This window comes from Pseudoalteromonas xiamenensis (genome assembly GCF_030994125.1).
Classification (GTDB): domain Bacteria; phylum Pseudomonadota; class Gammaproteobacteria; order Enterobacterales; family Alteromonadaceae; genus Pseudoalteromonas; species Pseudoalteromonas xiamenensis_B.
This window is the reverse complement of the sequence record NZ_CP099917.1, coordinates 3154059-3174545: the sequence shown is the minus strand read 5'-3', so window position 1 is coordinate 3174545 and position 20487 is coordinate 3154059. Positions and strand designations below refer to the sequence as shown.

Below are 20487 nucleotides of genomic sequence, written 5' to 3'. Positions count from 1 at the left end.
CCTTATTTTACGATGAATTCAATAGACCATGCTATTGAGTTAGTGTTATTGATTGTTAGGCAATGCATCAACCGAGTATCAAAAATAAAAAGATCTTTAGGCTTAACAAAAAAAGACTTTTTATTCTCTATAAATTGTTCGACAATATTTGATTCTACTTTGATAAAGTGCCCCATATGGCTATGAGGAAAATTACCAAAAGTATGTGTTTCAGGTATACATTCGAAATTTTCCACTCTCTCTTCGGTAAGTGGTATCCAACAATGAGGGAAGCCATGAGGTATCTCATCTGATGGCCCATCTTGGTGAAAGCCAGTGAAACCTTTGATTAAACTTTCTGGGTACCAAGCAAGTAATGTCGCATCATTTTCTATAAAAAATTTATCTTTATATATTTCTTTAATGATTGCATCTATGCGCTGCTTTAGTACTGAATTTATGTATCCATATAATTTTTCAGATTTATAACCTCTAGCGCTAAACTCATTAAATTTAGCGCTATTAGTAAGGTGAAGACTTTCTAAATCTTTAATTTTAAAATCAAGAAAATCATTTTCGCTAACTATAGATTTAGATAAACTTATTAGTTCTTCAAGCTCTTGATCACTAAAAAAATCCTCAACATGAATAAAACCAGCACTTCTATAATTATTTCTCATGACTCCCTTCTTTTAAATACTCTTTTAGCTTTTTATACATAACCTTTTCATTGCTACTTTCACACCATTTTAATGTAGTTAAAACAACTCCATTAGCTTTTTCATGAAGGCCGTTATTTTTTAAAATATCAATCAGCATACACTTATAAAGGCTTATCCATTGGGTTTGGCCACTTTGTTCCATAACACGAATAGATTGTTCTAAATTCTCTATATCTTCTTGGATATATGCTTTAGGCATATAAAGATACATTGAGAAATGGCCTAGATCAGAATGTTTAGAAAGCAGTATTGACATTTTATCTATACAATCACAAATGAAAGGGTTATCGCTTAATAGGTAACCGCAAATTGCACCATAGCCAAGAGACATCAACTCACTAACTGGGCTTTTTGCATTTTTACTTATTGCTATTGCAGTATGGATTGAATCTTTAGCATTAGAATTTTTGGAACATGCTTCTAGGGACGCTTTAATCATGTATAAAAAAGTTTTACTAGAGAATCCGTACTCAATACATGAATTATCCTCAAACTCTGCATCTTTAAAACAGAATATGTTTAAAGCTTTTTGAACAAAATTAAAAGACTCTGTGATATTGCCATCAAGAAGATAGCAATTAGCTACTTGTATGAAAGAGACAATTTTTTGGTCATCTGTGTAATTTAAAGTGCTAGCATTTGTTGACTCATCTAACGCGAGTTCTAATGCTTTTACTCTGTTTGATGTCATATGGTGGTAGGTCATTGTTGACCAGTTTATATGATGTAAGTAGTGAGTTAAGTCACAAGATATATCAGAGTGTTTTGATATTTTTATTAGTTCTTGATTGTAAGATGAAATAGAAAGTATTTCTCTGCTACCAGAACCTTCAATTGCTACTAAGCAGCTAATTTTAAGACAATTTATTTTAATAAAGGTGACTGGATTTTCAAAAATTTCTTTTTCTGATACTAAGTTTATGCAATTATCAAGTAAGTTATGCGCAGAAGTATAGAAACCTAATGCAGAGTAAGTTTTGGCAATCTTATATCCATAATGGGCACTTCTAAGGTATTGTTTTGAGCGATTTAGATGGTAATACAATTCTGAGATACAGTCATTTTCATTCTTCAAGCCGATAATTCTATTAGCAATATTAGAGTGATTTTTTATTTTTTCTACTTCTGAAACTGAGTCATAAGCCGCATCCCTGACCAAGGCATGTTTAAAGATATAACTGTCATTACTTACATGTCGCTGATGCACAATTAAATCTTTTGCAACGAGTTCATTTAGGTCATTTTGAATTTGGTTTTCACTTAACGATGAAACGGCGACCAATAAAGCATATTCAAACTCGCGACCAATCGTCGCTGCAAGTTGTGCTGTTTCTTTTGCATACACTAAACCATCCAGCTTTTGCTGTAGTGACTCGCGCAAACTCGATGGCACTTGTTCTAATTTATCTGGACTCACAAAGTTTATTTCGCCATTTGTCATGCAGACAAGTTTTTTCTGCTTAACCATATCGACCAATTCTTCGATAAATAGCGGTATACCATCAGTACGATTAATTAGCACATCGAGCACATTACGTGAGACAGGCTGATCATCAAATAAATTGACAATAAAGTCTTCAGAGGCTCGTTCGGTAAGCTTTTGCAGACCAATGTCAATTGGATTTAGATCATGAAGCAGGTTTGGAACGGGTTGGCGTGACGTATTAACGAGCACATCCCCGTTGTTGTTAAGTCGATTGGCAAAATGCGCAATGAACTCTAATGTTGTGGTATCAGCCCAGTGGATGTCTTCGACTATATAAAGCTTATGCTCACTTAAGCTAAAATGCTTCCCCGACAATAAAGTGGTTAAACTGTTAAATAGAATCGATTTTTGCTGTTCAGGGGCTAGAGTAGACGCTGTCAGTTCTTCACCAAACTCAATGTTTAGCCAAATCAGTAAGATTGGCAATGCTTGCTGAAGCTCCAAACTAGAATTGTGTTCAGACAATATGTCACTAAACAATTCAACTGTTTTTTCGCTGCTTAGATGGGAAATATTGTAGAGATAACGTACCAACGTTAATATAGGATAAAGTGCATTGTTCTGATGCTCAGGTAGACACTGTGCAACCAAATGCTGAAAACTCGATGCGCTTTTTCGGATTTCTTGTAATAGACGAGATTTACCAATCCCTGCTTCACCATGTATGTGAGCAACGCGACAACTCTGATTTGGACTATTAAGCATAGTAAACATTTGCTTGATTTCAGTGTGGCGACCAACTAACTCGTGGTTATTACGAGTACCGCGCATAAATCCAAATGCTTCAATCCGACGTTCACCGACCATTCTAAATACCGACTCTGTTGAAGAAGTCATGCCCAATTTCAGGTCAGCATGCATTTCAAATTCGGTAAAAGGCTCAAGTAAACTTCTTGCATGTAAGCTACACAAAATTTCATTACACTCCGCATAGCGCGCTAAAGCCAATGTGGTGTTGGCTACCTGCCCTTCAGGCGTGTTATTCGCATAGGTAGTAAAGACGCCAGTATGTATGCCCGCGTGCATATTGAGGATTGAACCGTTTACCTCTCTCATCAAAGCATTACGCTTAGTTAAGTCGCTCATCACCTCTAGGGCAGTACGTGCACATAAACGCAAGTCATTGTCGCTTGCCGTTGGGTACCCAAAGTAAAACAAGCTGGTGTCACCCAAGCTGCCAACATGATATGCGCCAAACCGTGTCGCGATGTCCAAACAATGTCCACGATGTGATTTAAATAACGCATCCAGTACGTCTTGGTCACTTTCACTGTTGTTGATAGAAGAAATGCTAAAACGCACCGCTAGAACAGTAATTTGTTTACGTTCCGTAAAGAACGTATAGTCTGTTTGCAAAGGATGATTGGGTTCATCATTACGTAATATCACCGTGGATTCACTCGGCAAATTAGTTGGCTTAAAGCTGTTTAAGACCCCCACCAAATTAGCCATATTCATGTGACTCAGTTCTAAGTACGCTTCTTCACCAGTGATTACCCGATCGTTTGCATTTTTATGTAAAAGCCGGCGTAGTAAGCCTGCGACAGGATGTCCTAAAAGGGCTTGAGGAATAGGTACTTGTGCATCGCTCAATTGCTTGTGGTAGATAGATGCTAAACTTGACCCGGTTACGGCTGGTATACCGGTTACACACTCCAAAAATAATAAACCCCATACGTACAGATCGGTTCTTTCCGTAGCGGGCTCGCCACGTAGCTGTTCGGGCGCACTGTAAGAAGGGGTGCCGAGCGTTTCTTGTGTCAGCGTTAATGTATTAAATTCTTGATGGCGGCTATCTTGTGTCAGCGTCCCAATACCAAAATCGAGTATTTTAGCGTGAGTTCGCGCTCCACCTTTACTCAACATAATATTGGCAGGTTTAATATCACGATGAATAATGCCGTGCTGGTGCGCATGGATAAGCGCATCAAGTATCTGCAACATGATATCTTGCGTAACCAACGGCGACATTTGACCATTAGCTGTTAGATAGGTCTTTAGAGACTGACCATCAACGTATTCAAATACGGCGAAAAGCAGATTTTCATTACACTGGCCTTGATCGAGCAAACGCACAATATTTGGGTGATGTAATTTACTGCTAAGTATTGTTTCTCGTTTAAACCGCTCGATATAGCGCTGTTTTGATTTTTCTTCACTATAAGATTGTATCGCGAGAAACTTAATCGCAACGAATTGGTCTGTGTTGAGTTGTTTTGCTTTATAAACTTTTCCAAAGCCGCCTTCACCGATTTTTTCAAGCAAAGTATAATTAACTGAGTGAAAAGCCGTTTTAATATATTGATCAGAGATTTGTGTAAAAGGCATAGGTTTATCAGATTTATCATAATTGGTATGTCCCATACGCTAAAGCCAACAGGTGACTTCTCTTTCTAATAACACTCCTTGCCAATTAGAAATTTCTGCTAATGCAGATTATCACAAAGCGTAACCAATTATCGTCAAAATTCCTACAACCTTTAATGAATTTTTACCATAAAACGATGCTCTAACACATTAATTACCATAAGTTAAATGCAACTATCTGAATAATGTATTTCCAAGCATGAAAATGTGACATTTTAATTAATAAAGCCCTCGGTTTTTAATGTTTTTATTTATCGCTTAGTAGCCCATTGCATGCTCTAATACTTTGGCTTTAAATGGACCCGCGTTATTTGCCATTTTTAATATAAACTCACGTGCGATACGCAGAGGCTCTATATCATTTGAAAAACCGAAATAACACGCATCCATTGTCGACATCATCAGTAAATTGTCTTTACGTCGCATACGCTCGTATGTCTTTAATGCACCACACTCACCCACATCATCAAGGCTAACAGCATCCGCTAACGCAGCAACGTCTTTAAAGCCCAAATTAACCCCCTGCCCCGCTAAAGGATTAATCGTATGAGCGGCATCACCGACTAGCACAACTCGACCTTTCACATAGTGGTTTGCATGTTGACGAGCAAGGGGAAATATCGCTGAGTTAAGCACGGTAAAATCACCAGGCAAGGTAGGAAAATGCGCTTTAATTTCCACTTTAAGTTGCTCAGGGGAAAGCTGGCTAAGTAGTTTCAATTTATTGCCATTGTCATACCAAATTAAATTTGCGTAAGGTGCTGCCATCGGAAGGAGTGCAACCGGCCCTGTCGGTTTAAATTGTTGCCACGTTTCAGTTTGCTGCGGTGCATCCAGTCGAATCAACACCCCCATGCAATGTTGGGAATACTGCCAGCCAGTAACACCAATCCCAGCAAGATGACGGACATGCGAGCGTCCTCCATCTGCGGCAATCAGCAAATTCGCTCTTAGTACTTCTTGGTCGTATGTCAATGTGACTTCCGACCCACTTTGTTCTATTTTACGAGCAGGCGTAGGAAAGTGCTTTACGGTGATAGGTAGCCCTTTAAACTGTTTCCAAAGACTAGCTTGGATGAGTTTGTTCTCAATAATGTGGCCTAGGTAACTCGCATTCACTTCTGTGTGATCAAAGCTTAGTACGTTATTGCCAGACTCGAACGCAGTTAGGCGCGTATAAGGTGCATTGCGTGAGGACTTCAGCATGGGCATTGCGCCCAAAGATTCAAGTAAACGCTCAGAAAAACGGTTGATTGCAGAGACTCGAATATCAATCTGTTCATCATTGAAAGCTTCAATGGGGTCAATAGGAAATTGCTCAACCACAATGACCTGCGCGCCTTTCTTTGCAAGTGCAACTGCCGTAGCAGCTCCAACCATGCCTCCACCAATAATGACCACGTTGTTTTTCATTATGTTTTCCCAAACTGATGTGATGTGAACATTGTAACGAAAAAAAACCAAACAGGGAGACTTTAACCGCGACAAATTACGCTTGTTTGATCCCGATAAGTAAAGTCAAAATCTATACTTGGCTAAGCGCGCGGATACATATAAAATACGCGCCTTTACGTATTGCCATATGGGCGAAAGCTCCGCGGATAGACGAATTGAAAACGAGGCATTATTTCAATGGGTAAAAAACTGCATATTAAGACCTGGGGTTGTCAAATGAACGAGTACGACTCCCAGAAGATGGCTGATCTCCTTGATGCAACCAATGGTTATCAACTTACAGAAGAAGCTGAAGATGCGGATGTTATTCTACTGAATACGTGTTCTATCCGTGAAAAAGCGCAAGAGAAAGTATTCCATCAGCTCGGTCGTTGGAAACTATTAAAAGACGACAAACCTGATCTTGTTATCGGTGTAGGCGGCTGTGTAGCCTCTCAAGAAGGTGAAACCATTCGCCAACGCGCACCGTTTGTTGATATCGTATTTGGTCCACAAACGCTGCACCGACTGCCTGAAATGATCAAGCAAGTGCAGAACAATGAAGGTTCTGTTGTTGACGTATCTTTCCCAGAAATCGAAAAGTTCGACCGTTTACCTGAGCCACGCGCAGAAGGTCCTTCAGCGTTTGTTTCCATTATGGAAGGCTGTTCTAAATACTGCACATTCTGTGTTGTACCCTACACTCGTGGCGAAGAAGTGAGCCGTCCACTTGATGACGTGCTACTTGAAATTGCTCAACTTGCAGAACAAGGTGTGCGTGAAGTTAACTTACTTGGCCAAAACGTAAACGCGTATCGTGGTGACACACATGACGGAGAAATCTGTCATTTCTCAGATTTACTGCGTTATGTTGCGGCGATTGACGGCATCGACCGTATTCGTTACACGACATCACACCCAGTAGAATTCACGCAGGACATTATTGATGCCTATGCCGACATTCCTGAGCTGGTTGATCACTTACACTTACCAGTGCAAAGTGGTTCAGATCGCATTTTGAACCTCATGAAGCGCGGTCACATGGCGATTGAGTACAAGTCAACGATTCGTAAACTTCGCAAGATTCGTCCAAATCTGAGTATGTCATCTGATTTCATCATCGGTTTCCCTGGCGAAACTCAAGAAGATTTCGAAGCGACTATGCAGCTTATTAACGACATTGGCTTTGACATGAGCTTTAGCTTTATTTACTCAGCTCGCCCTGGTACACCTGCTGCGGATTTACCCGATGACGTGTCAGAAGACGAAAAGAAGCAACGTTTATACATATTACAAGACCGTATTAACCAAATGGCTCAAGACATCAGCCGGAAAATGGTTGGTATGGAACAACGTATCCTCGTTGAAGGTCCATCGAAGAAAGATCCGATGGAACTGCGCGGACGTACTGAAAACAATCGCGTCGTAAACTTCGTTGGCCCACACTCTGTTATCGGTCAATTTGTCGATGTGAAGATAACCGACGCATTCGCTAACTCTTTACGTGGCGAATTAATTCGTACAGAATCAGACATGAATTTGCGTAAGGATGTTGCACCTTCAACCATTTTGAACCGTGCACCATCTCAACCAGAGGCTGATGAACTCGGTGTTACTACGTTCACACCGTAGATGTCTGTTGCGCCAGCGAAAGCTGGCGTAATTGTTATAGGAAGTTATTTTGAGTAACCAGTTAAGTAGTTTAGAATTTTTCTCGAACCCGCCGACAATGCTCGACTTGCCTCACTGTGTGGCGCTTTTGACGAACACCTAAAACAAATTGAACGCCGCCTAGGTGTTGAAATCGCCCATCGCGACAATGCCTTCAAAGTAACGGGTCAACCCGTTCAGTCAAAAGCAGCAGAAGACGTAATTAAAGCACTTTATATCGAAACTCAAACCCTCAAAGGCAGAACAAAAGAACTCACGCCGGATGACGTACATTTAGCGATTGCAGAGGCTAACTGTTTAGAACAAGAAGCTCCAAACGTCTGGGACAAAGAAGTTTTTATTAAAACGCGTCGTGGTGTAATTAAACCTCGTAACCCACATCAAAGTCAGTATGTTGCAAACATTCTGCGTCATGACATCACCTTCGGTGTAGGTCCTGCAGGTACTGGTAAAACCTACTTAGCTGTTGCCGCGGCAGTGGACGCGTTAGAACGTCAAGAAGTTCGACGTATTCTATTAACACGCCCAGCCGTTGAAGCGGGTGAAAAACTGGGTTTCTTACCGGGCGACTTAACACAGAAAATCGACCCATATTTGCGCCCTCTTTACGATGCGTTATTTGAAATGCTCGGTTTTGAAAAAGTAGAACGTTTGATTGAACGTAACGTGATAGAAGTCGCACCACTGGCGTATATGCGTGGTCGCACACTGAATGATGCCTTTATTATTCTCGATGAAAGCCAAAACACGACAACAGAACAAATGAAAATGTTCTTAACGCGTATTGGATTTAATTCAAAAGCGGTCATCACTGGTGACATTACACAGGTAGACTTACCTCGCGGTGCACGTTCAGGCCTCCGTCATGCAATAGAAGTATTAAGCGACGTCAACGAAATATCCTTTAATTTCTTCCAGGCTCACGACGTTGTTCGTCACCCTGTCGTAGCTCGAATTGTCGAAGCTTATGAGAAAAAAGAAGAAGCTGAACGAATTGAACGAGCTGAAAAGCAAAAAGCACGTGAAGCAGAGCGTTTTGCAAACCAAGAGAAGTCATCGTGAACATTAATCTCGATTTAGATTTACAAATTGCGGGTGAATTCGACAATTTACCCACCGCCGAGCAATTCCAGATGTGGGCAGAGAAAGCGCTCGTCAATTACTGCGAGACTGCTGAAATGACCATCCGCATCGCAACCAGTGAAGAGTCGCAACAACTCAATCACGAGTACCGAGGCAAAGATAAACCAACAAATGTGTTATCTTTTCCATTTGAAGCGCCACCAGAAATAGAATTGCCATTATTAGGTGATTTAATTATTTGTCCCGATGTGGTTTTAAAAGAGTCGATTGAGCAAGAAAAGACCTTTCATGACCATTTTGCCCATATGGTTGTTCATGGTTGCTTGCATTTACTTGGCTTTGACCATATAAATGACCAAGATGCACTCGAGATGGAAGCCATCGAGAAAGAAGTGTTAGCCGATTTAGGGATTTCAGACCCTTATCGTGATGATGTTGAATAAAACGGAGTATTAAACTGCAATGAGCGACGATAACTCGCAAAGTAGCCAGGGTTCTTCAAGTAAGAGCTGGCTGAGCCGGATCACCCAGTTGCTACAAGGGGAACCCCAAAACAAAGAAGAGTTGGTAGAAGTCATTGCCGACGCTCAGGAAAGAAGTCTTATCGACCCTGAGACCAAAGACATGATGCAAGGCGTTTTGGAAGTCTCCGAAATGCGCGTGCGCGATATCATGATCCCACGTTCACAAATGGTGACGTTGGATGTCGATGTATCAATCGAAGCCCAATTGGGGGCGATGATGGAATCATCGCATTCGCGTTTTCCTGTTATTTGTGAAGACAAAGACCACGTAGAGGGTATTTTACTCGCGAAAGATTTGCTGCCGCTCATTTTAAGCAAAGAGCCACACCTGCCGTCTTTACGCCAATACCTTCGCCCTGCGTTTGTCGTGCCTGAAAGCAAGCGTGTAGATACCCTGCTTAACGAGTTTCGTCAAAAGCGCTATCACATGGCCATCGTTATCGATGAATACGGTGGTGTGTCGGGCTTAGTGACTATCGAAGATATTCTTGAGCTAATTGTTGGTGAAATTGAAGATGAGCATGATGACGATGAAGAGCAACAACAAATCCGTCAACTCGCGAAATACACCTATATCGTACAAGCGTTAACACCTCTTGAAGACTTCAATGAGTTCTTCAAGACGTCATTTAATACGGAAGAAGCGGACACTGTTGGTGGTATCGTGTTGCACGCATTTGGCCACATGCCAAGTCGTGGTGAAACGATAGAAATTGCCCCTTTGCAGATCAAAGTAACGAATGCTGACAGCCGTCGTATCGTTCAACTTCAGGTAACCGTACCAAAGCCCCAAAATGGCGACGAAAATCAAGACTAAACTTGTCGCACTTCGCGAAAATAAAACCTTGTGGGCCGCCCTGTTTGGGGGCGGCCTTTTAACTTTTGCGTACTCACCATTTGGCCTTTGGCCGTTAGCCTTTTTCTGTATTGCCGCAGGTTTTTATGCGACAAAACAGCCTTCCGTTAAGTCGACTTTTCGTTATGGTTGGCTTTTTGGCTTTGGTTGGTTTGCCGCTGGGATTAGCTGGGTTCATGTCTCCATTGCAGAATTTGGCGGCATGCCTTTGTTTTTTTCATTGCTTTTAATGGCTGCATTGAGCGGTTATCTCGCACTTTTTCCAGCCTTCGCGTTCGCGATAGCAAAATCAATTACCCAAACAGAATTACAACGCGTTGTGCTGACTGCAGCATTGATGTTCATTTTTGAATGGTTACGCGGTCAATTACTCACTGGTTTCCCGTGGCTCAGCTTCGGGTATACCCAAACAGACAGTCCACTTAATCTCTTTGCCCCTTTTATTGGTGAAGTGGGGCTAACAGTGCTTTGTACGCTCATTGGCGGTGCGCTGTATTTGGCGGTGTCGCTAAAATCGTTTAAACCATCTTTGATTCTCGTCAGCTTAACGGTCTGTGGTGGACTTCTCATCCCTTCGTTTAGCACTACCCACTATGCCGACAAAACCATTAAGACTCTCCTTGTACAGGGCAATATCCAACAAAGTTTGAAATGGGAGCCCGAGCATTTCTGGCCTACGATGAAACTTTACCGCGATATGACCCGCTTGAAGTGGGATGGGGTTGATTTAGTTGTATGGCCTGAGGCCGCCATTCCAGAAATCGAAGAAAATGCCATTCCTTATTTGCAGTCTGTAGACGCCGCGGCCGCGTTTAATCAAACAGCGGTAATCACTGGTATCCCAGACTACCAATTTGATACACGAAATGTGTTTAATACGCTCATTGTTCTTGGAAAACGTAACGCGGAAGACACACAAGGACAATATGTATATTTGAGCAAAAACCGCTATCAAAAGCACCAACTCTTGCCGATTGGGGAATTTGTGCCTTTTGAGGATTGGCTACGTCCCATTGCTCCGCTGTTTAATTTAGTCATGTCATCCTTCACGCGGGGGAGGAAAAACAAGCTAACCTTCAAGCCAATGGACTTAATGTCCTACCCGCCATTTGTTACGAGATAGCCTTTGCTGAGCTAGTGCGAGGGAACTACAGCCCAGATTCGGATCTTTTGTTTACCGTCAGTAACGATGCCTGGTTCGGTCATTCTCATGGACCTCACCAACACATGCAAATCGCGAGAATGAGAGCACTTGAACTTCAAAGACCTTTAGTTCGTGTTACAAATAACGGTATCACGGGTGTTTTCGATCCCATTTCAGGCCAACAAACAACGTTGCCTCAATTCGTGGCGGATTCGCTGGTGACGGAAGTGCAATTAATCCGTGGTAATTCGCTCTTTAGCCAGTACGGGAATATGCCTATATGGCTGTTTTCAATCATCATTATTGTATTTTTTAGCTTGTCACATCTAACGTACCGTACAAAATCAAAGTTTGAACGAAACTTCTTATAACGCTTTTTAAATAGTTGCACTAGGTTGGTGTAAAACTTCTCTGATGGTGCAATATCTCCTTTCAAGACACATCACAAAAATACGCATCCAGTTGATTTTATTTGCTTTTTAATATTGGCACAAAACTTCCAATAGCTATGTCAACTTGGCCTGTCGGTTGGCCAAAACAAGCGAGAAGGAAAAGGCGATGTATACACTCTATCAAACCCTGTATTTATTATGGCATTTAGAAGTGTCAAGTTGGGATATGGATGAGAAGGAGAAATGCCATGAGTGAAGAAAAACTTTCTTTGTTACAGGCTGCAGTGACCCTTGTACTGCATGCGAACTGGCTGCCTTCTGAAGCTGCCGCAAAATGCCAGCTACCCACACGTACCGTCTACAAGGCAGTGCGCGCGGCACAAACTAAGCCGAATACTAAAAAGCAGAAACTCCAAGCAGCAAAAGAAAAGTTGATGGACAGCATTGCACAAATTGAAATGGAACTTGCTCAACTATGAGGTATATCATTGAGGCGGTTGCCAATCTTGACGCGAAGCTGATTGAACGACTTACAGTGTTACTTGTCGATTGCGTAAATCAAGGAGCTTCGCTTGGCTTCTATAGGCCTGCACAGACCGAACGTGTCGTTAATTACTGGCACGCGACCCGTAAGCAGCTTGAAAACAAAGACAAACAACTCTTTATTGCGTTTGACGAACAAAACAATGTTGCCGGTACGGTACAATTAAATCTCTGCCAAAAACAAAACGGTTGTCACAGAGGCGAGGTAGAAAAACTCCTAGTCGACCCAACATTCCAACGAAGCGGCATTGCAACTCTTCTAATGAGCGCATTAGAGGCATGGGCGCGACAGTACGGCATTAAACTGCTTTATTTAGATACGCAAACAGGCGATAAGAGTGAATCGTTTTATCGAGCGCGGGAATACCTACTCAGCGGCACGATTCCAAGTTTTGTGACAGACGCACAAGGCAGGTTACATAGCACCAGCGTGTATTACAAAGAACTCCGATAAACCTCATACTTAACATGAGGAAAACAAAAAAAGGCCAGCTAAGCTGGCCTTTTTATTACAGATTCTCGAGAAAATTCTCGTCAAACTCTTCTATCTTCTCTTCTTTAATTGGCGGCTTCCCATCGTACAATTCATATAATTGTCTTTGGAAATAAATGTCTTTCAAGAACAAATAAGGATCTAAGGAATCGTTTAACAACTTCTCTTGTGGAATTAAGTTTGCTCGGGCTTCAATCGCTTTTAATGCAAACAAGAGAATGCTTTGTGGTGTTGTGAGTGCTAATTCAGGTAACACGACATTGTCCATCACATCTCCGGTAAGATTACGCGCCGTTGTCGGCCCCATTCCCGGCAGCATAATGTACGGGCCATCCGATGCGCCCCACACGCCTAGTGTCTGACCAAAGTCTTCATCCGCATGCTTTAGGCCAAAACTACTGGCGACATCAAATATACCAAAAAGACCGACCGTCGAGTTAATCAAGAAACGGGCAACATTAACACCCGTATTAGCAGGCTTACCCTGCAAGGCCGAGTTCACCACATCCGTTGGTGTGGTGAGGTTAGTCGTAAAATTAACAAGTCCCGTACGGACAGGTTGTGGCGTGTAAGTCGCATAACCTACCGCAACTGGCCTAAGCAAATACTTGTCCAGTACATCCATGTTAAAATCATAGACAGGTCTGTTCATTGCCTGCAGTGGATCCCGAGGGTCCTGCTTTTCAGCAGGCACTGAAGCACACCCTACCATAATGAGGGCTAAACAGGCTGAAGCCAGCGCTTTAATCATCTGTTTTCCTTTATTAATAAACACGACTTATTGTAATTGATTGGCTATTTTCGCCTTCTTTCAATTCTAGAGTTTGAGAAACGCCTTCTAATTCGCCTTTGCTCGGTGAAACACTTTCATCAACCGACAATCTTGCAGTAACAATCACGTTCTCAAATTGCGACAATTGCAACTCGGGCATCATAGCTAAGCTGTCATCCAATGTTACCGTCAACGGGAAACGATAGTCCCGCAATTTAGCTACCGCTAACGGCATAGGTGGGCCACTGACTGCTTTTGCAAACACAAACAGCACACCATTACTTGGCATCTTATCAGCAAGCCGAGGGTCGATATCGACCGTCACTGTGATGGATTTTGCTACGTTAGTCGACGTCGAAGGCGAAAGATGACCATTAATCTCATCGATACGCGCTGCAATCATTGAGTAACGAGGGTCCGCTTTGTCCATGTTCGCGAGTAACACTTCAAACGCAGCCTTAGCCTCAGCCCAGTCTTTTCGTTCATACGCTATCAACGCCAAAAGACTAATCGCATCGATGTTGTTTGGGTCTTGAGACAATACCTTTGATAACATTCGAGCGGCTCGATTTATACCCGATTCGCTGCCTTCAATCAGCAGCACTTGGCTATAATTGACCAAAACATTGGGGTTGTTTGGGTTCATTTCAAGTGCTTTATCGAACGACTGCATTGCCATTTCAAAATCGTTAATCGACATAGCGACGCGACCAAGCAACATCCAAGCGACGGCATCGTCCCCTTCCGCGGCTAATTTGGTGCGAAGTCCAAGCGCAAATGCTTGAAGTTCATTAGCACTGAGAGGCTCGCCATCCTGAAGTACCGCACGCTCACCATACTCAGGCAATTTCTCAATGGCCGAATACCAGTCCTGAACTTGCTTAGCGTTGCCTTTCCATTGATAGAAAATAACGCTGAATAATACAACAAATAAGATGCCCGTTACGGTAAAAATACGGTTATCGCCGCGATTAGTAAGTGCTTGCTCAGGTGCAAGTTCATTGAGCAATCGCCGTTTCATTTCACGTACCGATTCATAGTGAACAAGCGTATCAATACGCGAATTGGCCAATTCTTCGTCCAATTCTGCAAGACGCTGTCTATAAATAGCAATACGTTCAGCATTTGCGTCATGATCGACACGAACAATACGCTCACGGCGCAGGAACGGTGTCATAACGAAGAGTGCGGCTAATACGACTAATAGCGCAAACATTCCCCACATTTGCTCCATTATTGCTGCTCCCTTTGTTCGTACTTGGCTATCAACGCCGCTAACTTTGTTTCGTCAGCATCAGTCCACGGCTGTACTTGAGCTGATTTACGCTGACGAACCACGATAAAACCAAAGCCCAAAGCAACTATGAGTCCCGGCAATACCCAAAGCAATATGGTCAAGGGTGTTACCGGTGGTTGATAGTGAACGAAATAGCCATAGCGATCGATCATATAATCGATTACTTCGTCTTTCGATTTACCTTCGTGGACCAGCGTAAGTACTTTGTCTCGCAAATCTTTCGCAACAACCGCATCTGAGTCCGCAATATTTTGATTTTGACATTTAGGACAACGAAGCTCATGCGTGAGCTCTTTAAACGTTTGCTCTCGCTCCACGGAGTCAAAATGATATTTGTCCTCAATCGCGTATGCGTTTATGGCTGAAATCAATAAGCCAAAACAGAAGATTAACTTTTTCATAGTGTTAACTCCTGAATAGCGGGTGCAAATTTCGTTCGCCATACACGCGTATTCATGTCACCAGTATGATGCACCAAAATTTTGCCAGCCTTGTCAACGAGGAACGTTTCCGGTGCGCCAGAAACGCCCAAATCAAGCGCCAAGCTCCGATTCAAATCTAGAATGTTAAAGGCATAAGGATTACCTGCTCGACCTAGCATGTTATTCACTTCTTCACGCAGTGCAACGACATCGAATTTATCACCGAAATCAGGGTCATATGCTTGGTCATAATACAAACCAACAATCTTAACCCCTTTATCTTTTAGCTCGGTTAAATAGCCAAGTTCTGCCAAACATGTCGGACACCATGTACCCCACACATTAAGCAGGTACACGTCACCTTGAAGATCTTTGTCTGTCCATGTCGTCTGCTCGTCCATAAGATCAGGTAAAGAAAATGCAGGCATTGTGTGGCCTAACCGACCCGTCTGGATCTCACGAGGATTACCAAAAAGCCCTTGATACAGAAAAACACTGAGCAAGATGAAAATTGCTAATGGCACAAGTCCTAATACTTTTTTATTCATGCTAATGCCTCCGGCGAGAGAGTGCGACTGCTACGGCGATAACGCTTATCTGCTAGAACAATAAAACCAGCAAAGGAGATCAATAACCCCCCTAACCACATCCAACGAACATAAGGTTTATGATAGATACGAAGCGCCCATGCACCATTATTTAGCTCTTCACCCAAAGCCAAATACAGATCACGGAAAAAACCATCGTCAATAGCGGCTTCTGTCATAAACTGCATACCTACGTTATAGCGACGTTTTTCCGCATGCAGTAAGACGACTTTTTTGCCCTCTTTTAGCACGGTCACTTCCCCTGCGTGGCCTGAGTAATTAGGACCGGAGATCGTGTTAACGCCTTCGAATCGATATTCATATTCGTTTAATGTAGCGATCTCACCGGGTTTCATGCTAACAGAACGTTCTACAGAATAGGCTGAAGTCAGTGTAACTCCCGCAATGACAAAGCCGAGGCCAATATGACCAAGCACCATAGCCCAGTAACTTAACCCTAAGCGTTTAATCCCTTCCGAGACAGTTGCTTGTGATGCCACCTTTTGAAGTAAATCTGTTGCTGTTGCAAGGAAAATCCAAACAGCCAATGCCGTACCCATGAAAGTGAGTGGAGCAACATGATCATAGCCACCAAACAACCAAGCTGCCGTGATAATAATCGCGAGCACAACATTGATAGTCCATTTCGGGAACAACGTATTAAGCTTGTTTTGTTTCCAACGCAGCATTGGGCCAATACCCAAAAGTAAGGCAAACGGCACAATTAAAATGGAAAACATTTTGTTGAAAAACGGCACGCCTATCGAAATGGCACCTAAGCCGAGCTCTTTGTGGATCATTGGCAACAAGGTACCCAACAACACAATCAGCATCGCAACCACAAGGAAAATATTGTTTAACCATAAGCTGACTTCGCGAGAAGCAAACTGATAACGTCCTTCACTCTTCACTTCTGATACACGCAAAGCGTATAGCGTCAGACTGCCACCAACAACAAGGGCGAGGAAAGCAAGGATATAAAGTCCTCTGTCAGGATCGGTCGCAAAGGCGTGAACAGAGACAATAATGCCCGAACGAACAATAAAAGTCCCAAGCAAACATAAAGAAAAAGCTGTAATGGCCAGTAAAACAGTCCACGATTTAAATACACCTCGTTTCTCTGTTACTGACAGGGAGTGCAACAACGCTGTCGCGACTAGCCACGGCATAAGGGAAGCATTCTCAACTGGATCCCAAAACCACCAGCCACCCCAACCAAGTTCGGAATACGCCCACCAGCTACCAATCGTAATACCTAAAGATAAAAACGCCCATGCAGCCATGGTCCAAGGACGCGACCACTTCGCCCACGTATTGTCTAATTTACCCGTCATCAACGCAGCAATAGCAAATGCGAATGAAACAGATAAACCTACATACCCCATGTACAAAAGGGGTGGATGGATAATCATGCCTGGGTCTTGTAACAACGGGTTAAGATCACGACCTTCTACTGGGTAATACGGCAACAACCGCTCAAATGGACTCGACATCCAAAGTGTATAGAGCATAAATCCAACACCAAGAAAGCCAAGCACGCCGAGCACTCGAGCTCGCAATACCCAAGGTAATGACTTAGACATCATTGCAACCAGCGCAGTCCATGTTGATTGCATAACTAACCAAAGCAAAATAGCGCCTTCATGCCCCCCCAAGTTGACGTGACTTTATAATACCAAGGCAGCGTGCTACTCGAGTTTTGTGCAACGTAACTTACGGTAAAATCGTCAGTAAGGGTGATGTAGATAAGAATACAGAAAGAGAAAATAACGAACAGGCATTGGCCTAGAGCAAGAGACGGAGCGGCGCGCATTAAACGTAAATTGCCGGTGTAGGCGCCCCATAGAGGAAAAATGCAGAGCAAGAGCGATAACGCCATTGCGAGCACTAAAGCGAAGTAACCTATTTCTGGGATCATGCCTAGTTTTCGCCTTTCGAGTAATTTAATTTATAGCCGGGCTTCTCATGCTTGATGCCTTTCACCGCTTCCGCGACTTCAGCAGGCATGTACTCTTCATCATGCTTGGCTAAAACTTCAAACGCTTCAACAACCGTCGGCTCAACCAAAGTACCCTGCGCAACAATCCCCTGACCTTCGCGGAACAAATCGGGCAAAATACCGTGGTAGCGCACCGTTACGAGCGGGCCTGTATCAATCAACTGGAACTCCACATTTAGTGTTGTATCATCTCGTTTTACCGAGCCTGGCACGACCATTCCACCGATACGAAGCTTTTGACCAATAAATGGCATATCGTGACTTTCACCTTTGCCATTGACCAATTCGCTAGGAGTATAAAATAAATTAATGTTTTCCTGCAGTGCATAGAGTGTTAAACCCACCGCAGAACCAATGCCCAAAATAATGCCTGCTACGGTGAACAAGCGTTTTTTACGTCTCGGATTCATTGCACTTGTTCCTCTCTCGCTTGCTTAATTCTTGCTTCACGTGCCATTTGCGTGCGAATTGACTGCTTAAGCGAATTCGTCTCAAACCATGAACTCATCAGAATGCCAAGAAGGATAAGCGCGCAAGTACCGAATGATAACCAAACATAAAAGCCGTAGCCGCCCATGGCTAAAAAATCACTGAATGATGCAAATTGCATAATTAACCTCGACTAACTAAATCGCGTACCCATGGACGATGCTGTTCACATCGTAAAATTTCATTTTTGAGTCGCATCAACGTCACCACCCCAACAAAGCCTGCAAAACCAACAATGTTGATTAGCAAAGGCCAAAGCATTGAAGGGTCTATCGCAGAGGTATCGAATTTCGTGATTGTTGAACCTTGATGTAACGTGTTCCACCACTCCACTGAAAAATGGATGATAGGTAAATTAATTACACCAACAATCGCGAGGATACTTGCAGCACGTCCCGCAACTTTCTTATCTTCAAAAGCGTGATACAACGAAATCACACCAAAATATAAAAACAATAGAATTAATTCAGATGTCAGGCGAGCATCCCATACCCACCAAGCACCCCACATGGGTTTACCCCATGCAGCACCTGTTATCAAGGCAATTGCGGTCATCGCCGCGCCAACAGGGGCCAGTGAAATAACAGCAAGCTCCGCGTTACGGATTTGCCAAACGAGTGCGATGATGGCGGCAATGGCCATCGAAGAATACGCTCCCATCGACAAAATCGCTGACGGGACGTGAATGAATATAATTCGGTAACTGTCTTTTTGTTGGTAATCGGCGGGCGCATAGGCTAACCCCCAAACCCAACCAATGACGATACACACGACTGCGACTACGGCAAAGTAAGGCATTAGCGTATTGCATAGCTGATACGCTCGCTCGGCTTTGGCATAAGGATGTAACCATTTCCACATTTTAACTTACACTCACTCTTAAAGCTGAAGATATCGCAAATGGCGCGGTAATAATGCCGACGGCTAACATCGCACCAAGGATTGCGAGTTGTCCGCCATAAGGCAATGTCATCATACTCGTATCGATGGCAGACGTCGCAAAAATAAGCACCGGGATATAAAGCGGTAAAACAAGTAAACTGAGCAAAAGACCACCTTTTTGCAGTCCAACAGTCAAGCCGGCCCCAATTGCACCGATTAAGCTCAATAACGGTGTACCAACCAATAACGTTAGCACGGTTGCGCCTAATGCTTGCTGTTCTAAATTCATAAGTAATGCAAACAAAGGCGACAACACCACCATTGGCAAGCCTGACGTCGTCCAGTGAGCACACACCTTGGCGATCACCGTTAAAGACATTGGATAGGGAGAGGCGAGCAATTGTTCCAAAGAACCATCATTATAATCATCACGAAATAATTTATCTAAACCCAGCATCGTGGACAATAACGCAGCAACCCAAATAATTCCGGCAGCCATTCTGGCTAGTAGCGCAGGCTCTGGACCGATTGCTAATGGGAAAAGGGTTATGACGATAACAAAGAAAAGTAGAGGATTAAAAATTTCAGCACGTTGGCGAAACGCCAAGGTCACATCTTTGCAGTAAACAGACTTAAATAGTTGCCAATAAGAGTGTTGAACAGACATTACAGGCGATACTCCAACACTAGCGTTTTGAGTTGTCCAAAGTGGTCAGTCAAATCTTGGTGTGTTGTCAACAAAATAGCGCCACCTGCTTGTAAATGTTCTTGAAAGCGAGCTTGCAACATCGCAACCCCTTTTTTATCTAATGCAGTAAAGGGTTCATCGAGGATCCATAACTTTGCGTTATTCATCCACATTCTCAACAATGCAACGCGCCGTTGCTGACCTGCAGACAACGTTCTCACGGGGACATCTTCCAGACCAATTAGCCCTAACTTAGCCAGTCTAGCCATCGTTTGGCCATCATCAGAGACACCGTGCACAGCCTGCCAATGTAATACATTTTCAACCGCGGTCAGCTGACCATTAACGCCCGTCTTATGACCGATAAATAATAAATGCGCTGCAAATTCATCGTAGTTTTCTTGAATGTTTTGCTCATCAAAACAAATTTCGCCTTCTTCTGCTCGAGCGAAACCCGCTATAATGCGCAATAAACTCGTCTTTCCCGCGCCATTTGGGCCTTCAACTTGCATAATTTCACCCGCTTGAAGTGAAAAACTCAACGACTCAAATAAACATCTATCTTGTTTAATGCAGGTGACTGCGTTTATCTCAAGCAAACTAACGATTCTCTTTACCCAAAATTGGGCGTTAGTCTAACATAATGGTATGGTAATA

At 43.1% G+C, this 20487-nt stretch carries 17 protein-coding genes and 3 pseudogenes; 7 read left to right on the top strand and 13 right to left on the bottom strand.

Annotated elements, in window-relative coordinates; genetic code table 11:
- Positions 1–2 precede the first annotated feature (2 nt).
- The 3 genes from NI389_RS14710 to NI389_RS14700 form a co-directional block, all read right to left on the bottom strand.
- The gene (locus NI389_RS14710) at positions 3–659 is read right to left on the bottom strand and encodes a phytanoyl-CoA dioxygenase family protein (protein ID WP_308360591.1); all 657 of its coding nucleotides are present in this window, start codon (positions 657–659) and stop codon (positions 3–5) included.
- Positions 649–4551 carry a TOMM system kinase/cyclase fusion protein gene (locus NI389_RS14705; RefSeq protein WP_308360590.1) on the bottom strand — a complete coding sequence of 1301 codons (3903 nt, stop codon included), beginning with the start codon at positions 4549–4551 and terminating at the stop codon, positions 649–651. Before NI389_RS14705 ends, NI389_RS14710 begins: the two co-directional genes overlap by 11 nt.
- A 261-nt stretch (positions 4552–4812) precedes the next feature.
- The gene (locus tag NI389_RS14700; RefSeq protein ID WP_308360589.1) at positions 4813–5967 is read right to left on the bottom strand and encodes an FAD-dependent oxidoreductase; all 1155 of its coding nucleotides are present in this window, start codon (positions 5965–5967) and stop codon (positions 4813–4815) included.
- 219 nt (positions 5968–6186) lie between these two features.
- On the opposite strand from NI389_RS14700, the gene miaB reads away from it, so the two are divergent.
- The 7 genes and pseudogenes from miaB (at position 6187) to NI389_RS14665 (ending at position 12655) form a co-directional block, all read left to right on the top strand.
- A complete protein-coding gene (miaB, locus tag NI389_RS14695) occupies positions 6187–7620 on the top strand; it encodes a tRNA (N6-isopentenyl adenosine(37)-C2)-methylthiotransferase MiaB (RefSeq protein WP_208842740.1) in 1434 nt (477 codons plus the stop codon).
- A gap of 49 nt (positions 7621–7669) precedes the next feature.
- Positions 7670–8721 (top strand): annotated as a pseudogene (locus tag NI389_RS14690) (PhoH family protein).
- A gap of 2 nt (positions 8722–8723) precedes the next feature.
- Entirely contained in the window at positions 8724–9185 is a 462-nt protein-coding gene (gene ybeY / locus NI389_RS14685) for an rRNA maturation RNase YbeY (protein WP_308362571.1), read from the top strand.
- Between the two features lie 19 nt (positions 9186–9204).
- On the top strand, positions 9205–10083 hold the full coding sequence (gene corC / locus NI389_RS14680; RefSeq protein WP_308360588.1) for a CNNM family magnesium/cobalt transport protein CorC: 879 nt from the start codon (positions 9205–9207) through the stop codon (positions 10081–10083).
- Positions 10061–11637: pseudogene (gene lnt / locus NI389_RS14675) on the top strand (apolipoprotein N-acyltransferase). Before corC ends, lnt begins: the two are co-directional and overlap by 23 nt.
- Before the next feature lie 269 nt (positions 11638–11906).
- Positions 11907–12137: a hypothetical protein gene (locus tag NI389_RS14670; protein ID WP_208842736.1), complete on the top strand. Its 231-nt coding sequence runs from the start codon at positions 11907–11909 to the stop codon at positions 12135–12137.
- On the top strand, positions 12134–12655 hold the full coding sequence (locus NI389_RS14665) for a GNAT family N-acetyltransferase (protein WP_308360587.1): 522 nt from the start codon (positions 12134–12136) through the stop codon (positions 12653–12655). Before NI389_RS14670 ends, NI389_RS14665 begins: the two co-directional genes overlap by 4 nt.
- Before the next feature lie 55 nt (positions 12656–12710).
- Here the strand turns inward: NI389_RS14665 and NI389_RS14660 are convergent, their stop codons facing one another.
- From NI389_RS14660 to ccmA, 10 genes and pseudogenes are all read right to left on the bottom strand, one after another.
- Positions 12711–13445 (bottom strand): MlaA family lipoprotein, encoded by a 735-nt coding sequence (locus tag NI389_RS14660; RefSeq protein ID WP_308360586.1) that lies wholly within the window; start codon positions 13443–13445, stop codon positions 12711–12713.
- Between the two features lie 13 nt (positions 13446–13458).
- A complete protein-coding gene (gene ccmI, locus NI389_RS14655; RefSeq protein ID WP_308360585.1) occupies positions 13459–14700 on the bottom strand; it encodes a c-type cytochrome biogenesis protein CcmI in 1242 nt (413 codons plus the stop codon).
- Entirely contained in the window at positions 14700–15164 is a 465-nt protein-coding gene (locus tag NI389_RS14650) for a cytochrome c-type biogenesis protein (RefSeq protein ID WP_308360584.1), read from the bottom strand. Before NI389_RS14650 ends, ccmI begins: the two co-directional genes overlap by 1 nt.
- Positions 15161–15733 carry a redoxin family protein gene (locus tag NI389_RS14645; protein ID WP_308360583.1) on the bottom strand — a complete coding sequence of 191 codons (573 nt, stop codon included), beginning with the start codon at positions 15731–15733 and terminating at the stop codon, positions 15161–15163. Before NI389_RS14645 ends, NI389_RS14650 begins: the two co-directional genes overlap by 4 nt.
- Positions 15730–17690: pseudogene (locus tag NI389_RS14640) on the bottom strand (heme lyase CcmF/NrfE family subunit). Before NI389_RS14640 ends, NI389_RS14645 begins: the two are co-directional and overlap by 4 nt.
- 2 nt (positions 17691–17692) lie before the next feature.
- Positions 17693–18181, bottom strand: a complete 489-nt coding sequence (gene ccmE, locus NI389_RS14635) for a cytochrome c maturation protein CcmE (protein ID WP_208842729.1) — start codon at positions 18179–18181, stop codon at positions 17693–17695.
- Positions 18178–18381, bottom strand: coding sequence for a heme exporter protein CcmD (gene ccmD, locus NI389_RS14630; RefSeq protein ID WP_308360582.1), 204 nt, complete (start codon positions 18379–18381; stop codon positions 18178–18180). Before ccmD ends, ccmE begins: the two co-directional genes overlap by 4 nt.
- A 2-nt stretch (positions 18382–18383) precedes the next feature.
- On the bottom strand, positions 18384–19121 hold the full coding sequence (locus NI389_RS14625) for a heme ABC transporter permease (RefSeq protein ID WP_308360581.1): 738 nt from the start codon (positions 19119–19121) through the stop codon (positions 18384–18386).
- 1 nt (position 19122) lies between these two features.
- Entirely contained in the window at positions 19123–19809 is a 687-nt protein-coding gene (gene ccmB, locus NI389_RS14620) for a heme exporter protein CcmB (RefSeq protein WP_308360580.1), read from the bottom strand.
- The gene (gene ccmA, locus NI389_RS14615; protein ID WP_308360579.1) at positions 19809–20429 is read right to left on the bottom strand and encodes a cytochrome c biogenesis heme-transporting ATPase CcmA; all 621 of its coding nucleotides are present in this window, start codon (positions 20427–20429) and stop codon (positions 19809–19811) included. The genes ccmB and ccmA overlap by 1 nt, the downstream gene beginning before the upstream one ends.
- Between the last annotated feature and the right edge of the window lie 58 nt (positions 20430–20487).

Coding starts and splice junctions, on each gene's coding strand:
- ccmI (WP_308360585.1), bottom strand. CDS start 14,700: ATGGAGCAAATGTGGGGAATGTTTGCGCTATTAGTCGTATTAGCCGCA.
- NI389_RS14665 (WP_308360587.1), top strand. CDS start 12,134: ATGAGGTATATCATTGAGGCGGTTGCCAATCTTGACGCGAAGCTGATT.
- ccmD (WP_308360582.1), bottom strand. CDS start 18,381: ATGCAATTTGCATCATTCAGTGATTTTTTAGCCATGGGCGGCTACGGC.
- NI389_RS14710 (WP_308360591.1), bottom strand. CDS start 659: ATGAGAAATAATTATAGAAGTGCTGGTTTTATTCATGTTGAGGATTTT.
- NI389_RS14705 (WP_308360590.1), bottom strand. CDS start 4,551: ATGGGACATACCAATTATGATAAATCTGATAAACCTATGCCTTTTACA.
- NI389_RS14625 (WP_308360581.1), bottom strand. CDS start 19,121: ATGTGGAAATGGTTACATCCTTATGCCAAAGCCGAGCGAGCGTATCAG.
- NI389_RS14660 (WP_308360586.1), bottom strand. CDS start 13,445: ATGATTAAAGCGCTGGCTTCAGCCTGTTTAGCCCTCATTATGGTAGGG.
- NI389_RS14645 (WP_308360583.1), bottom strand. CDS start 15,733: ATGAATAAAAAAGTATTAGGACTTGTGCCATTAGCAATTTTCATCTTG.
- NI389_RS14650 (WP_308360584.1), bottom strand. CDS start 15,164: ATGAAAAAGTTAATCTTCTGTTTTGGCTTATTGATTTCAGCCATAAAC.
- NI389_RS14670 (WP_208842736.1), top strand. CDS start 11,907: ATGAGTGAAGAAAAACTTTCTTTGTTACAGGCTGCAGTGACCCTTGTA.
- ccmB (WP_308360580.1), bottom strand. CDS start 19,809: ATGTCTGTTCAACACTCTTATTGGCAACTATTTAAGTCTGTTTACTGC.
- miaB (WP_208842740.1), top strand. CDS start 6,187: ATGGGTAAAAAACTGCATATTAAGACCTGGGGTTGTCAAATGAACGAG.
- NI389_RS14700 (WP_308360589.1), bottom strand. CDS start 5,967: ATGAAAAACAACGTGGTCATTATTGGTGGAGGCATGGTTGGAGCTGCT.
- corC (WP_308360588.1), top strand. CDS start 9,205: ATGAGCGACGATAACTCGCAAAGTAGCCAGGGTTCTTCAAGTAAGAGC.
- ccmE (WP_208842729.1), bottom strand. CDS start 18,181: ATGAATCCGAGACGTAAAAAACGCTTGTTCACCGTAGCAGGCATTATT.